We start from the raw sequence: 15,418 nt of genomic DNA, 5'->3' as shown, positions 1-15,418 counted from the left end.
CAGATTGGACTGGCTCTGGATGAGCCGGAAGAAGATGATTTAGTTAAAGTTGAAAATGGCATACAGGTCGCCATTGACAAAAGAATTGGCGACGAAGCTGACCAATATACTCTCGAATACGATGAGGTAAATGATGGCCTCGTTGTTATGGGCGGCAGCAGCTGCTGACTACAAAGAAAAAGCGCATCCCTGGGATGTGCTTTTATTTGTGTAAGGCATAAACAGGTATGTAAAAATACCCAAAGTTCACTTGAAAGTTGTTATTTTTTGTCGTTAAAAATATAATGAAGTATTGTACAGTTCTTCACTAAAGGAGAAAAAGCGATGACTTCTAATCCAAATAACAATTCCCGGCTTGATTATGGCCTGGTTATGATTTTGTTTCTGCTCTTTTTAATAAGCTGCATTTCGATATATAGTGCCCAGACAACAGGACAGTATGGGAAAAACTTTTTAGCTCAGCAGATTGTCTGGTATGGTGTAGGCATGTTTATAATTGGCGTAATCATGAGGCTCGATTCGGATCAGCTCAAGAAGCTGACCTGGTTTGCTTACGGCCTGGGGATTGCCCTGCTAGGATTCCTGATTGTTGCACCTGCCAAAATTGCGCCGGTCATCAACGGTGCGAAAAGCTGGTATGTCCTGCCGGGGGCCGGTTCCATCCAGCCATCCGAGCTGGTAAAGGTGTTCATCATTCTGGCTCTGGCCCGAGTCATTTTCGATCATCACCAAAAGAATCCTGTCAAAACAATTTCTTCGGATTTTTGGCTGTTGATTAAAATTGGCCTTGTGACGATGCTGCCTCTGCTTCTGGTGATGCAGCAGCCGGATTTGGGTACATCACTTGTTTTTATTGCCATTATGCTCGGAATGATTTTTATTTCGGGAATTTCGTGGAAGATTCTGGGCCCGATTTTTGGGGTGGGGGTCACTTTGATTGCGGCGATTTTTTATCTTGTCCTTTGGAAGCCGGAGCTGCTTGAAAAATACCTTGGCGTCAAGCAGTACCAGTTTGGCCGTATCTATTCCTGGCTTGACCCTTATAATTACCAGAGCACCACAGGATTTCAGCTGACCCGCTCACTGCTGGCAATCGGCTCGGGGGAGACAACCGGAAAAGGGTATGGGACCAGGGAGGTCTATTTGCCTGAGAGCCATACCGATTTTATCTTCAGTATCATTGGGGAGGAGTTTGGGTTCGTAGGAGCCAGCATTCTGATCAGCTTGTTTTTCCTTCTCATCTATCAGATTACCAAAATCGGCATGGAAACTAAAAACGATTTCTATACCTACCTTTGTGTCGGAGTTATCAGCATGATTACCTTCCATGTGTTCCAAAACATTGGAATGACGATCGGCTTGCTGCCCATTACGGGAATTCCGCTCCCGTTTGTCAGCTATGGGGGAAGCTCCCTGATGGGGAATATGTTCGCCATCAGTCTGATCTTCTCCATCAGGTACCATCATAAAAAATATATGTTTTCCACATCGGATTAAGAAAAGCGCAAGCGCCTTGCAAGGCCCTTGCGCTTTTCCTATTCCACTATCCCAACTTCTTTTATAATGACATTGGCCTTTACCTCGAACTTTGCATTTGGATAATCACTTTTCCATTTTTTGAAATCGAAACCGCGGGTTCTGGTCTTGGCAAAATGGCCAAAGCCGAAGGGATCCACCTTGTATTCCTGCATTCTCGTAATCAGTTTTAAAGATTCTTCCTCGATTTGCTTCTCCAGTGCCTTTTGTACCTTCTTTACTTCTTTAGGGCCCATGAATTTGCCGGAATACTCTTGTATGGTTCCATTCACCGTAATATGAACGGTAAACTCCCATGGATTTCTTCCCGATAATTCCATTTTATGCTGTGACCTTATGTTCCTAACAATCACTTCATCGCTGTCGATTTCGGTCCTGACGGTGCCTCTGCTGAATTTATCATTTATGAGCTTAAAGTAGAACATTTCATCAGCGGTGACCACTTCCACCATATTCTGATCCTTAAACACAGCAAGACCGGTAATTTCCACGAGGTCTTTTCTCTTTTTTAAGAGGGGGAGAAATGGGTCCTGTCCCTGCTGGTAATAGTCGAACAAAAACTGGTGGATGTTGGTTAATGGAAGGTTGCCTTGTTCCTCGTTATGCTGAAACAAGCCGGAGAAATAGTCCGCATTCCCCCTGTTGCCATAGGAGCCTTTAAGGACTTCCTGCGCAGTTCCATCGACTACGGCCAGATAGACCCTTGATCCAATGCTTGGATCCCTTTGAAAGGCATCAATAAAAGCAACAATGCCCTTTTTGGCAAGTTTATCTCCGAAAAAGGCGATTTCCAGACTGCCGGTCACAATAGGCTGTCCCGATTTATGGCGCATCCGAAAAATAAGTTCACGGCTGATTTTCCCTTTTGAGCTAAAGATAAAGTTTTCAATCGATTCTGCCTTATACACGGGGATCATCGCCGTTCCTAAAACTTCGTCTCCTTCCAAATCATACCCCAGGCCCATTGCAATATTGACATCATCGATAACCTCTTTTTCTACGCAGCCTGCCAGCATCATGATGCTAACTATTAAAAGGGAAGACATTGCGAGTTTCATTTTTTTTTCACCTTCCTGGCAATCAACACTGATACAAAAAGAAACGGGACGTACAGGTAGTTGAGGATAAAGCCAATCTTTCCTGTTAAATCCATGAACATATTGACTTGCTGGCGTGTATCCAAAAGCCCGACGATGATTAAACAAACAATGGCAATAATGATCACGGCTTTCCGCTGCCTTAAAGGGAAGATTTGTTTCATGATTCTGCTGGCACTCCAGATGCAAAGGCAGACGTTTGGCAAAATAATGAGGACCCAGTTGGCAATCCCAATGTATTCAAACCTTTCCACAAAAGGCATATTGACGATTTTCCACATATCAAGTGTGGCCCAAATCGACTTCTGCAGCAGTTTCTCAGAGAAATACGCAAATGTGATGACCGCGATTGCAGTATAGAACACAGTGGTGATAATCACTCCGAAATGGACCCATTTCTTGGATTGCTCCGGTTTTTTTATATAAGGATAAATAAACAGCAGAACCTCAAATCCCATATAGGTCAGCGACATATGAAAAGAGCTCTTTAATAATTGGATGGGAGTATGGTCCAGGATGGGGAGGAGGTTGGTGAAATCGGAATACCTGAAGGCAAAGCCGAAAACAAGCAACAGGTAAGCCGGCAGCACAAGGCCGAAAAAAGCAATGCCGACAACGGTCCGAAAACCCCCATAGATGATATAGATAACAAGGACCAAAAATACGGCAGCAAAGCCCCATACACTTAGTTCGGGAAAGACCCATACCTGGATGACTTCGATATAGCCGCGCAGAATGGCGACGGATAATATAATGAAATACAGGATGAAGAGGAAGCTGACTCCCTTGCCAATCATGCTGCCGTACGCGAACAGGTTGGCAGTAACCGCATCTCCCTCAGCTGTTTCACAAATTTTGTACATCATCCACACAATGGCATGGATGCTGATTCCCGATAGGAGCACAGAAATCCAGGCGTCATAACCGGCTTCCATCGAAATAATCCGCTGAAACCCGAGGACGCCAATGCCGATTTGCATGGAGACAATAGCATAAAGAGCGAGGAACGGCGATATTTGAAACCTTTCTTCGATTTTTTCGCGCAATGTGCCTCCCTGCCTTCCTTCTTATTCATCGATGTCCTTCTTTTGTTCTCCTTTTTTCTTGCTAAAGCGGGTAGTATTTTCTGTTCTTAAAAACTGCGGGCGTTTTGACTGTTTCTTGAATGACAGCCTTACGATGGCATCCCTGAAATCCGAAATCCTTGGAGGATACATAGGTTCAAGATACGGCCTTCCCAAGGAAGTAAGCCGGAGAAGATGTGTCAGCAAAAAGGCAAAGCCAATCAGGATTCCGACCAGACCCCATAATTCCGCCATCAGCAAAAAAGGAAAACGCAATAGCCGAATGGTGTTGCCCATCCTATAGATGGGAGTCGTGAATGAGGCCAGCGCGGCCAGCGCAATAATGATCAGCAGCACGTTACTTGTCAGCCCTGCTTCGACGGAAGCAGTTCCAATGACGATTCCGCCTACAATGCCGATTGTCTGGCCAACCTTGGTCGGAAGGCGTGCACCTGCCTCGCGCAGCAGCTCGATCGTCAGTTCAAGTATCAAAGCTTCCAGGATCGGAGGAAAAGGAACCACCCTTCTGGACGTAATCAGTGTGCCCAGCAAGTCTTTTGGAATCAATTCATAATGATAAGAGAGAACGGCCACATAAACCGGTGTAACCAGAAGTGAAAATATAACGGAAAAAAAGCGGATAAGCCGAAAAAAAACGGAAATAAGCCAGTTTAGATAGTAATCTTCAAACGAGCTGTAGAATTCCGCCAAAGTTGTCGGCCCCACCAATGCATGCGGCGAACCATCAACAAGGATAGCCACTTTTCCTTCGGCAAGGACAGCTGAAATCCGGTCGGGCCTTTCCGAATCCAAGAGCTGTGGAAAAGGTGAATTTTCATTGTCAGAAATCATCTGGACAATGTAAGAGCTGTCGGAAATTTCATCAAACTCAATGTCCTTGATCCTCTGGACAACGGTTTGCACATTGGTTCTATCAACAAGATGATCAATATAGAGAATGGCTATATGTGTTTTTGAAAGTTTGCCTACCTGCAGATTTTCCACGACAAGCTCCTTAATAGGCAGGCGTTTTCGGATCAGGTACAGGTTTTGGTCAATCGATTCAACAAACGCTTCCTTTGGGCCGATAACGCTGAATTCAACCTCAGGAGGAGAAATGGATCTGTTGATCTGTTTTTTGGCGGCAATGAAGACCAGTTCATTGGTATTTTCTCCAACGGTCAGCATCACGTAGCCGCTTAAAAGTTTTGTTTCTATATCTTTTGGGTCAGATGACAGCTGTACATCGGCAGCTGGAACCAGCTTTTTAACATCGGCCGCTTCGTCAAAGTTCCCGGTTAGCAAGCCAGGCAGAATAAACTCGTTGATAATGGAATCATCGACAAGGGAAGAGATAAACACAATGGTAAATGGACGCCCTGATTTTTGGCTGATATAGTGCATTTTTTTGAAATCATTTGATTTTGACAGCGCCGTCTCCCAATTTTCGGAGGACAGGGACTGTGAAGAACTTTGTTTTTCTTTGGCCCCCGGAGTTTGCTTGTCCTTAAGTTTGGGTTTAGTTGTTCTCTTGAAAAAATTGCCCATCCAGCCTCACCATTTCACTAGTTTGGCCTTATTCTTTGCCAAAACAGGAATGTTTATGAAAAACAAATAACCCGCAGAAAAACCTGCGGGTTAAAAGATTCTGTTCCAGTATTATGGAAGGAAGTATTTCTCGATATCATCAAGCATAAGGTTTGCAGCGATGACTCCTCCGGCTGTGTTCCAAACAGCGTCATCTACCTTGTGGACTTCGCCGTTCTTGGCTACTTCAAGGTTCTGGAACAATGGATCCTCAATCCACTCTTTTTCCAATTGGGTAGCTTCACCATTTCCCTCTTCATAGGTGAAATAGAAGAGGATATCGCCGTCCATTGCATGGATTCTCTCTTTCGTTACATTTTTCTCGGCAAAGTCATCTACATCCTGGCTTTCAGGGCGAGCAAAACCAATTTGGTCCAGGATCACTCCCGAAAAACTATCCTTATGATAAATCCGGACATCTCCTGCCATGAAGCGGACCATGGAAACTTCCTTTTGAAGCTGATCGCCAAGCTTGCCTTTTAGTTCTTCAATGCGGTTATCATAATCCGCGATCACCTTTTTGCCTTCTTCCTCTTTATTGACAGCTTTTGCATACAATTCAAAGTTTTCCTTCCAGTTTCCGCGCAGGGTTTCCGAATAGACAGTAGGGGCGATTGCTTTGAGCTGTTCATAAATATCCTCATGCCGCATTTTGTTTCCAATGATCAAATCAGGCTTGAGGGCAGCGATGGCCTCCACGTTCACTTGGCTTTCCACCCCTACAACCTTGACATCCTTCATGTCCTCGGCTATATGGTCATACCAGGGATCGCCCGTCCACGACTGAACGGCTCCAACAGGAGTGACGCCAAGTGCGAGTAAAGCTTCTGTTCCTTCATTGGTAAGGATGACCACTTTTTCCGGCGTTTTGTCGAGTGTGACAGTTTCCATCGCGTTTTCCACTGTATAGCTGGTGTCTTCCTGTTTACCTGGCTTTGGTTCTTCAGTCTTCTCTTCGGTATTGCCGCCGCATGCAGCCAGCAGCAAAATTGTTGCCAGGGAAATCAAAATTAGTATGTACCTAGGTGTTTTCATTACGGTAAATCCTCCTTAATGTTAATGATAATCATTTTCAATTAGTACATATTTATGATAAAATAAACAGCAGGGACATGTCAATTGCTAATTGATAATGATTTTCAAACATTTTTACAATTATGTGAACGAAAGCTGCACCTGCCGAAAATGATTCTCATAGCCATTGACACCGTTTATTTCGAAGTCATAGACTTAATTTGCAATAATATATCAATATTTTCATATTAGAAAGGTATCTAACTATGCTGCTTAAGACAAATGGCCAGCGCTGGGCTGGCTTGATTGGAACAGGATTCCTGCTGCTTTTTCTCGCATGCTCAAGTATCGTGTACGGATACACAGACACGAGCTGGAGAATGGCATATGAAGCTTTTTCAAATTTCGATGGTTCAAACGAACATATCATAATCCAGTCTGTCCGGCTTCCCAGGGCATTGATTGCTGCCGCTGTAGGTGCCAGTCTGGCGATTGCAGGAGTGCTGATGCAGACAATGACGAAAAATCCGCTTGCCTCTCCGGGTATCTTCGGAGTCAATGCCGGGGCAGGGTTTGCTGTCGTGGTGGCAGTGACCATCTTCCAGGTGGGAAACCTTCAGGCGTTTACATGGATTTCATTTCTTGGTGCGGCTGTTGCTGCTGTGAGTGTATATGTCATTGGCTCGACGGGCAGGGAAGGCCTCACGCCAATGAAGCTGACTTTGGCTGGGGCAGCGATTGCAGCGATGTTCTCCTCCTTCACCCAAGGTTTATTGGTATTAAATGAAGCGGCCCTTGAGCAGGTTTTGTTTTGGCTTGCGGGTTCCGTACAGGGGAGAAAGCTTGAATCTTTAATAAGCGTACTCCCGTACATGGCCATAGGCTGGGGAGGTTCATTTTTACTGGCAGCCAAAATGAATGTCCTTTCGATGGGGGAAGATGTAGCCCGGGGCCTTGGACTAAAGACGGGCCTGCTAAAGATGGGGGCAGGCATCATTATTATTCTGCTGTCTGGAGGAGCGGTTGCTGTTGCAGGGCCAATCGGCTTTATTGGGATTGTGATTCCTCATATTGCCAGATCGATAGCAGGAATCGATCATCGCTGGGTACTCCCGTTTGCCGGCCTCTTGGGCGGTACGCTGCTGCTGGCTGCAGATATTGCAGCCAGATACCTATTAATGCCCCAGGAAGTGCCGGTAGGTGTGATGACCGCCATTATTGGTACCCCGTTCTTTATTTATATCGCCAGAAAGGGGTTTAATGGCCGATGAAAAAATACCAGGGTATTCGGATTTTAAATGGGAAAGTCTCCTTTTTGGTTGATAAACATGCGCTCAGGGTGCTAGTGGGACTAATCATTGGAGCTGCCATCCTTTTCCTCGCCAGTGCAGGCATGGGTGAGATGAATATTAGCCCATTGACCGTTTTGAAAGTGTTTTTTGGAGGAGGTTCCGAGATGGATCGTCTCGTCGTTCAGTCGTTCCGCCTGCCGCGTATTATTGTGGCATTAATGGTAGGAATGGCTCTGGCCGTTGCAGGCGGCCTTCTCCAGGGGATGGTCAGAAACCCGCTTGCCTCCCCTGACATCCTTGGAATGACAGGAGGCGCAGCGGTAGCAGTTGTAGGTTTTCTGGCCATGTTCAGCGATGAAAATAATGCTCTTACTGTTAGTATAAAATGGATGCCTGCAGCAGCTTTTATAGGCGCCGCGGTGATCGCCCTGCTTGTTTATTCCCTTGCCTGGAAGGATGGAGTATCTCCTGTACGCCTCGTTTTGATCGGTATAGGGATCTCCACTCTGATGCAGGCATTGACCACGCTAATGATGATTCTTGGTCCGATTTACCGTGCAAGCCAAGCCAATATCTGGATAACAGGAACGGTCCATGGCTCGACCTGGAATAATGTGGCTATAATCGTCCCTGTCACTTTGCTTCTGATGGCAATGGCGTTTATGATGGCGAGAACAGTGAATATCCAGGAGCTCGGGGATGACATCGCAACAGGAGCCGGTAGCATGGTTCAGCATCAGCGCTTCCTTTTGTTAGCCATAAGTACGGGGCTGGTCGGTTGCTCAGTCGCCTTCGCCGGAGGCATAGGCTTTGTCGGACTGATGGCTCCCCATATGGCAAGGAGGCTGGTCGGTTCGGCATTCGGAGCCTTGCTGCCGGTATCTGCCCTGATTGGCGGGATCCTGGTCATGCTGGCCGACTTGATCGGCAGGACCGTGTTTTCCCCGCTTGAAGTCCCGGCCGGTGTTTTCACGGCTAGCATCGGGGCACCATACTTTATCTATTTGTTATATAAAACAAGGAACGCATAATCATAAAACGAGGGGTGAGCAGATGATGACCCAGGCGATTGCAACGGAAAAACTGACTCTTTCGTATGGAGATACCATCATTATCAATGAAATGGACCTGAGAATTCCAAGAGGGGAAATAACCGTTTTTATCGGTGGGAACGGAAGCGGAAAATCTACACTGCTCCGTTCCATTGCCCGTCTTTTAAAACCGCGGTCCGGATCGGTGCTTCTTGACGGAGAGGAAATTTCACGCTTGTCTACAAAAGAAATTGCCCGGAAAATGGCCATTCTTCCTCAAGCACCATTAGCCCCTGAGGGTTTGACCGTTCTTCAGCTTGTTAAGCAAGGGCGCTTTCCATACCAAAGCTGGCTAAAGCAATGGTCAGAACAGGACGAGGAAAAAGTGATGGGCGCCTTGAAGGCTACAGGCATTGATGGATTGCAGGATCGGCCGGTAGATTCGCTTTCGGGCGGACAGCGGCAGCGGGTGTGGATTGCGATGACACTCGCCCAGGACACAGATATCATTCTTCTCGATGAACCGACAACTTATCTTGATATGACCCATCAAATTGAAATTCTTGATCTGCTTTTCGAATTGAACGAGAAAGAAGGAAGAACCATTTTGATGGTTCTTCATGATTTGAACCTTGCCTGCCGGTATGCCCATAATGTGGTAGCAATCAAGGACCAGCGGATTTATGATCAGGGGAAACCGGAACATGTAGTAAATTCCCAACTTGTCAAAAATGTCTTTGGAATGGACTGCGATGTGGCGGTTGATCCGTTATTTGGAACTCCTCTATGCATTCCATATGGGAAAGGACGTATTATCAAGAAAGGAGTTACTGCACATGCCTACTGAATTGACGCCACAGGAAAGGGAAGAACTGTCGAGGTTCAGGTACTCTCCAGAGCTAAAAGATAGGGACAAAACCAATATTCGTGCTCTTTTAGAGGAAGAAGAGCTGCTATCCTTCCTCGAAGTCGTAAAGCAGGAGATTCAGGCTCCTGACCTCAGGGTGGCGGCTTCTGTTTTTACAAAGTATTTTGCCTTTATCCCCGTCATTTACCTTTATACATTATCGGCGTGGGATAAAAAGCTCGCTGTTTCCTTGGACCAGCTTTGGCTGCAAGGCAATGAACGAGATGGGAAATGGCTGCCAGAGTATTTCTTCCAGGATGTGAAAGTGGAAAAGAGGGCGGGAGAAGACAGGAATGCATGGAGAGATGAGGCCATAAAGCACTTATTTAGTGAAATTGTTTTCCCGATTGTGGACCAGCTATCAACAAAGATGCATCTTTCCAGGTATATCCTATGGGAGAATATCTCGGTCTATATCTTCTGGCTTTACCGGAATATCCTTAATCCAGCAGAGGCGCCCTGGGCTGCGGAAGATTTTGAATTCCTCATCCAAAAAGCACCCGGCCACTTATTCGGCCCCTATGACCGAAATCCGCTCCAGCTCTATCATGCCGAACCGGAATATCTTGAAGAAGTGAACGATTATGTCTATGTCCGCAAAACCTGCTGTCTCACCTATATGCTGGGGGAAAAACGGACCTATTGCAGGACCTGTCCATTATATTGCCGTAAATTCAACAAGGGAAAAAGAAACCGGAATGCATAGATTAAAAAGCCATCTGCAAAAATGGCTTTTTTTCATTCGACAAAAACCTGCAAAGATTGACTAAAAGATATTCAAAATGGGGGAACAGTGTTAAAATAATTTTGATATTACTATAGTAAGAGAATTGTTTCCATTTAAATGTAAGCGCTTAATATTGGTTCCTAATGTTTTTACAAGGGGAGAGAAGGCAGCATGGAGAAAATAATGAAGGATTTTTTCCTTTTCTTGTCCAAAAATCGTTCGCTCACCAGGGCAGCGAAAAAGTATGGCCTGAAGTTTGGCGCGGCCCGTTTTGTGGCGGGTGAGACCATCGATCAGGCAGTCAGCGTGATTAAGGAACTTAATGCCAAGGGGCTGGCGGTGACTATTGATTATCTCGGCGAGTTCGTTGATAACGAAGCCGAAGCAAATGAAATGGCGGACCAATCGATTGAAGCAATCAAGGCGATTGGCAGGGAAAAGCTGGACTCCCAGTTAAGCCTGAAAATGACTTCCATGGGTCTTGATATTTCCGAGCAAACAGTTCTTGGGAATATGCGGCGGATCCTCGATGCGGCTAAAGAGAACAATGTGTTTGTGACGATAGATATGGAGGACTATGCACGCTGTGAAAAGACTTTGCAGATTTTCAAGAAACTGCGAAGCGAATATGACAATGTCGGAACGGTTATTCAGGCATATCTTTACCGTACCGAGCAGGATATGATCGACCTGAGTGATTACGAACCCAATCTCCGCCTTGTCAAAGGAGCGTACAAGGAATCTCCCGAGGTCGCTTTTCCTGATAAGAAGGATGTGGATGAAAATTTCAAAAAAATAATTGAAATGCATCTCCGCAATGGGCATTACACCGCAGTGGCCAGCCATGATGAAAACATCATTGCCCATACAAAAACATTTGCGGAACAAAATGGCATCCCAAAAAGCCAGTTTGAGTTTCAGATGCTTTACGGAATCATGCCGGAGCGGCAGATTGAACTGGGAAAGGAAGGCTATACCATGAGGGTCTACGTTCCATACGGAACCGACTGGTACGGCTACTTTATGCGGCGCTTAGCCGAAAGGCCGGCAAATGTGGCCTTCATCCTCAAAGGAATGCTCAAAAAATAGGCCGTGCGAAACCTGCCATCAAGATGAAGCCCCGGGGAGTGTTGTTCCCCGGGGCGTGTTTTCCTTATTTTTTATACTGGTTGTTTTGGCTGTTTACCTTGCCGCCGCCGTCATTTTCAACGGTTGGCCCGGCATTCCCTTTAACGCTTGCAGCACTAACACCGCGCTTTGAAGGGTTCTTTTTCAATCGTGCCATTGCAATCACCCCCATTGCTAGCTTGCCCACGAGAGAGGAATTCAAGCCTTCCTGATAACCCTCAAAAAATTTTCAATTTTTCAGGTGAAAATATTGCGCAAATTTTTATAATATTCTATAGTAGTAAATAACAGAGCTCATTCAAGGATCTATTTTTTTGGCGTAAAAATGAATGAGTATTCATTCAAGCTTCGGCTAAAGGGGGAGACAGTTTTTATGCGACAAATTCAAAAAGCAGCCGTTCTAGGCTCCGGTGTCATGGGTTCCGGGATTGCAGCACACCTGGCAAACATCGGGATCCCGACTTTGCTGCTCGATATCGTGCCTCGTGAGCTAACGGAGGCGGAAAAAGCTAAAGGATTGACCCTTGAGGATAAAAAGGTCCGCAACCGCATAAGTGAAGGTGCCGTGCAAAAGCTCCTGAAACAAAAGCCGGCCCCTCTTGCTTCAAAGAAAAATTTTGCGCTTATTGAAGCTGGAAACTTTGAAGATGACATGCCGCGTCTGAAGGATATTGATTGGGTGATCGAGGTGGTCGTTGAAAACCTTGATATTAAAAGGGATGTTTTTGAAAGCGTTGACAAATACAGAAAGCAGGGCAGCATCATCAGTTCAAATACATCTGGCATTTCGGTCGAAGCGATGGCGGAAGGAAGATCGGACGATTTCCGCAGGCATTTTCTTGGCACCCACTTTTTCAATCCTCCTCGCTACCTGAAGCTGCTTGAAATCATCCCGACTAGGGATACCGACCCGGAAGTTCTTTCATTCATGAAAACTTTCGGTGAGGATAAGCTCGGCAAAGGTGTAGTTGTAGCAAAGGATACACCGAACTTTATTGGAAACAGGATTGGGACATACGGCCTGCTTGTAACCGTCCGTGAAATGCTCAAGGGCGGCTACAGCGTCGGGGAAGTGGATTCTGTTACCGGCCCGCTGATCGGACGGCCGAAAAGCGCAACCTTCCGCACCCTGGATGTGGTGGGGCTTGATACTTTCGCCCATGTGGCCAATAACGTTTATGAGCAGGTAGATGGAGAAGAAAAGGAAGTATTTGAAGTTCCGGGATTCATGAAAGACATGTTGAATAAAGGCTGGCTCGGCAGCAAGTCCGGTCAGGGATTCTTCCTGAAGCAGGGAAAGGAAATCCTTGAACTCGACCCGAAGTCGCTGGAATATGTCCCCCGAAAACAACTGAAGACGCCTTCCACAGAAGCCAGCAAGCAGGAAAAAGGCACCGCCAATAAAATGAAGGCGATTGTCTTTGGGAATGACCGCGCCAGTGAATTGCTTTGGAATGTTTTTAGCCCGGTATACATCTATTCAGCCAAGCTGCTTGGTGAGATTGCAGACGATATTGTCGCCATCGACAATGCGATGAAATGGGGCTTTGGGTGGCAAATGGGTCCATTCGAGTCATGGGATGCCCTTGGTGTCGAAAAAACCGTTGGGAAAATGGAAGCAGAAGGCAGGGAGGTTCCAGGCTGGGTCAAGGAGATGCTGGCAGAGGGATTCACTTCCTTCTACAAGGAAGAAGAAGGAACACGCTACTTTTACCACCAGGGAGAATACAGGGCGATTGAAACCAATCCCAAAGTGATTGACCTGAAACAGCTTAAGGAACAAAAGGGCGTCATTAAAAAGAATTCCGGAGCAAGCCTGGTTGACCTGGGTGACGGAGTGGCATTGCTGGAATTCCATTCGCCAAACAATTCAATCGGAATGGACATTATCCAGATGATCAATTACGCCGTTGATGAAGTGGCTATGAACTATAAGGGGCTTGTTATTGGCAACCAGGGCAAGAATTTTTGCGTTGGCGCCAACCTGGCGATGATGCTGATGGAAGCTCAGGATGATAACTTTTTTGAACTGGAGATGGTTGTCCGCCAGTTCCAGCAGGCAATGATGAAAATCAAATACAGCCCAAAACCGGTTGTTGCGGCTCCTTTCGGAATGGCACTCGGCGGCGGAGCAGAAGTGTGCATGCCTGCAGCCCATGTCCAGGCATCAATGGAGACCTACATGGGGCTTGTGGAAGTCGGCGTAGGCCTCCTTCCGGGAGGAGGAGGAAACAAGGAGCTGTACATCAAGCACCTTGAGGGCTTGCCAAACGGGGTGAACATCGATCTCCAGGCGGTGGCCAACAAAGTGTTTGAAACCATTGCGATGGCAAAGGTGTCCACTTCTGCAGAAGAAGCACGCGACAATAACTTCCTGGGCAAGTTTGATGGAGTCAGCATAAATGGCGACCACCTGCTTCATGACGCCAAGCAGGCCGTTCTTGCCCTCCATGAAAAAGGCTATACGGCACCGCTCCGGAAGCCAGTCCCTGTTGTAGGCGAGCCAGGCTACGCCGCACTCCTTCTGGGAGCCCAGACGATGCACCAATCGGGATACATTTCCGAGCATGATCTCAAGATCGCACAGAAAATAGCCTATGTCATTGCCGGCGGAAAGGTTCCATATGGAACAAAAGTCGATGAGGATTACTTGCTCAATCTTGAGAGGGAAGCATTCCTGAGTCTTATTGCCGAACCGAAATCTCAGCAGAGGATGCAGCATATGCTTATAAAAGGAAAACCGCTCCGCAACTGATGATTTTATAGAATGACAGAAAAATAGATGGAAGACAACAGCGGTGCCCGGCCTTTGGCTGGGCAGGTGCCTAACTACTGAAAGAGAGGGAATGGAATGAGAGAAGCGGTAATTGTTGCTGGAGCCAGAACTCCCGTCGGAAAAGCGAAGAAAGGCTCGCTGGCCAGTGTCCGGCCGGATGACCTCGGGGCTCTTGTTGTCAAAGAAACATTAAAAAGGGCAGGCAATTATGAAGGAAATATCGACGATTTGATTATTGGCTGCGCAATGCCGGAAGCAGAACAAGGCTTGAATATGGCGAGGAACATCGGGGCGCTTGCAGGGCTCTCCTACGAAGTGCCGGCTGTCACAATCAATCGCTATTGTTCATCAGGACTGCAGACCATCGCTTATGCGGCCGAAAAAATCATGCTTGGCCATGCCGATACAATCATCGCTGGCGGAGCGGAATCGATGAGCATGGTGCCAATGATGGGGCATGTTGTCCGCCCGAATGCCAAATTGGCGGAAAGTGCTCCCGAGTATTATATGGGCATGGGACATACAGCGGAAGAAGTGGCCAAAAAATACGGCATTTCCAGGGAAGAACAGGACGCATTCGCGGTCCGGAGCCACCAGCGTGCTGCCATCGCATTACATGAAGGAAAGTTTGCGGATGAAACGGTGCCGGTGGATGTAACAATCCGGTCTGTTGGCAAAGACAATAGACTTGTTGAAAAGAGCTTCAAGTTCACCCAGGATGAAGGTGTCCGTCCGGATACAACACTCGAAGTGCTTGCGAAGCTTCGTCCGGCCTTCTCGATAACCGGTTCCGTTACAGCAGGGAACTCTTCGCAGACAAGCGACGGTGCTGCTGCCGTCATGGTGATGGACCGGGAAAAGGCGGAAGCCCAAGGGCTTAGGCCAATGGCTAAATTCCGTTCCTTCGCCCTTGGGGGAGTACCGCCAGAAGTGATGGGAATAGGTCCGGTCGTCGCCATACCGAAAGCATTGAAACTGGCCGGGCTGGAGCTTTCGGATATCGGCTTGTTCGAACTGAATGAAGCGTTCGCCTCCCAATCCATTCAGGTAATCCGTGAATTAGGCTTGAACGAGGAAATCGTCAATGTAAATGGCGGTGCCATTGCTTTGGGGCATCCGCTCGGCTGCACCGGTGCCAAGCTGACCTTGTCGCTCATCCATGAAATGAAGCGCGGCAACCAGCAGTTTGGTGTCGTTACCATGTGTATTGGCGGCGGTATGGGCGCTGCCGGCGTATTTGAACTTTTATAAAGTGAATC

Annotated in this window: 13 protein-coding genes; 8 read left to right on the top strand and 5 right to left on the bottom strand. The window is 46.9% G+C overall.

What is annotated here, in order from left to right; translation table 11 throughout:
* Positions 1-324: 324 nt before the first annotated feature.
* Complete coding sequence (gene rodA, locus WQ57_RS03880) at positions 325-1,497, top strand: rod shape-determining protein RodA (RefSeq protein ID WP_046522411.1); 1,173 nt, start codon at positions 325-327, stop codon at positions 1,495-1,497.
* A 38-nt stretch (positions 1,498-1,535) separates the two neighbouring features.
* Here rodA and WQ57_RS03875 read toward each other — a convergent pair whose 3' ends face one another.
* The 4 genes from WQ57_RS03875 to WQ57_RS03860 form a co-directional block, all read right to left on the bottom strand.
* Complete coding sequence (locus WQ57_RS03875; RefSeq protein WP_052948634.1) at positions 1,536-2,594, bottom strand: Ger(x)C family spore germination protein; 1,059 nt, start codon at positions 2,592-2,594, stop codon at positions 1,536-1,538.
* Positions 2,591-3,679: a GerAB/ArcD/ProY family transporter gene (locus WQ57_RS03870; RefSeq protein ID WP_046522410.1), complete on the bottom strand. Its 1,089-nt coding sequence runs from the start codon at positions 3,677-3,679 to the stop codon at positions 2,591-2,593. The genes WQ57_RS03875 and WQ57_RS03870 overlap by 4 nt, the downstream gene beginning before the upstream one ends.
* Before the next feature lie 21 nt (positions 3,680-3,700).
* The gene (locus WQ57_RS03865) at positions 3,701-5,245 is read right to left on the bottom strand and encodes a spore germination protein (RefSeq protein ID WP_084820143.1); all 1,545 of its coding nucleotides are present in this window, start codon (positions 5,243-5,245) and stop codon (positions 3,701-3,703) included.
* Positions 5,246-5,356: 111 nt separating this feature from the next.
* A complete protein-coding gene (locus tag WQ57_RS03860) occupies positions 5,357-6,319 on the bottom strand; it encodes an ABC transporter substrate-binding protein (RefSeq protein ID WP_046522409.1) in 963 nt (320 codons plus the stop codon).
* 245 nt (positions 6,320-6,564) lie between these two features.
* Here WQ57_RS03860 and WQ57_RS03855 point away from each other — a divergent pair, with 245 nt between their 5' ends.
* The 5 genes from WQ57_RS03855 to WQ57_RS03835 all read left to right on the top strand — a co-directional run bounded on the left by WQ57_RS03855 (position 6,565) and on the right by WQ57_RS03835 (position 11,344).
* Positions 6,565-7,569: a FecCD family ABC transporter permease gene (locus WQ57_RS03855; protein ID WP_046522408.1), complete on the top strand. Its 1,005-nt coding sequence runs from the start codon at positions 6,565-6,567 to the stop codon at positions 7,567-7,569.
* Positions 7,566-8,621, top strand: a complete 1,056-nt coding sequence (locus WQ57_RS03850; RefSeq protein ID WP_046522407.1) for a FecCD family ABC transporter permease — start codon at positions 7,566-7,568, stop codon at positions 8,619-8,621. The genes WQ57_RS03855 and WQ57_RS03850 overlap by 4 nt, the downstream gene beginning before the upstream one ends.
* A gap of 25 nt (positions 8,622-8,646) precedes the next feature.
* Positions 8,647-9,468, top strand: coding sequence for an ABC transporter ATP-binding protein (locus WQ57_RS03845; protein ID WP_046522512.1), 822 nt, complete (start codon positions 8,647-8,649; stop codon positions 9,466-9,468).
* Entirely contained in the window at positions 9,458-10,234 is a 777-nt protein-coding gene (locus WQ57_RS03840; RefSeq protein WP_046522406.1) for an IucA/IucC family C-terminal-domain containing protein, read from the top strand. The genes WQ57_RS03845 and WQ57_RS03840 overlap by 11 nt, the downstream gene beginning before the upstream one ends.
* Before the next feature lie 192 nt (positions 10,235-10,426).
* On the top strand, positions 10,427-11,344 hold the full coding sequence (locus tag WQ57_RS03835; protein ID WP_046522405.1) for a proline dehydrogenase family protein: 918 nt from the start codon (positions 10,427-10,429) through the stop codon (positions 11,342-11,344).
* Between the two features lie 64 nt (positions 11,345-11,408).
* Here the strand turns inward: WQ57_RS03835 and WQ57_RS26105 are convergent, their stop codons facing one another.
* Entirely contained in the window at positions 11,409-11,540 is a 132-nt protein-coding gene (locus WQ57_RS26105) for a YuzL family protein (RefSeq protein ID WP_084820141.1), read from the bottom strand.
* Positions 11,541-11,756: 216 nt separating this feature from the next.
* Between WQ57_RS26105 and WQ57_RS03830 the strand changes: the two genes are divergently transcribed.
* Both WQ57_RS03830 and WQ57_RS03825 read left to right on the top strand, forming a co-directional pair.
* The gene (locus WQ57_RS03830; protein ID WP_046522404.1) at positions 11,757-14,138 is read left to right on the top strand and encodes a 3-hydroxyacyl-CoA dehydrogenase/enoyl-CoA hydratase family protein; all 2,382 of its coding nucleotides are present in this window, start codon (positions 11,757-11,759) and stop codon (positions 14,136-14,138) included.
* 96 nt (positions 14,139-14,234) lie between these two features.
* A complete protein-coding gene (locus tag WQ57_RS03825) occupies positions 14,235-15,410 on the top strand; it encodes an acetyl-CoA C-acetyltransferase (protein WP_046522403.1) in 1,176 nt (391 codons plus the stop codon).
* Positions 15,411-15,418 lie beyond the last annotated feature (8 nt).

This window comes from Mesobacillus campisalis (assembly GCF_000986785.1).
In the GTDB taxonomy this organism is placed as follows: Bacteria; Bacillota; Bacilli; order Bacillales; family Cytobacillaceae; genus Mesobacillus_B; species Mesobacillus_B campisalis.
Note: the sequence above shows the minus strand (reverse complement) of the source record. Positions and strands in the feature narration are given on the sequence as shown.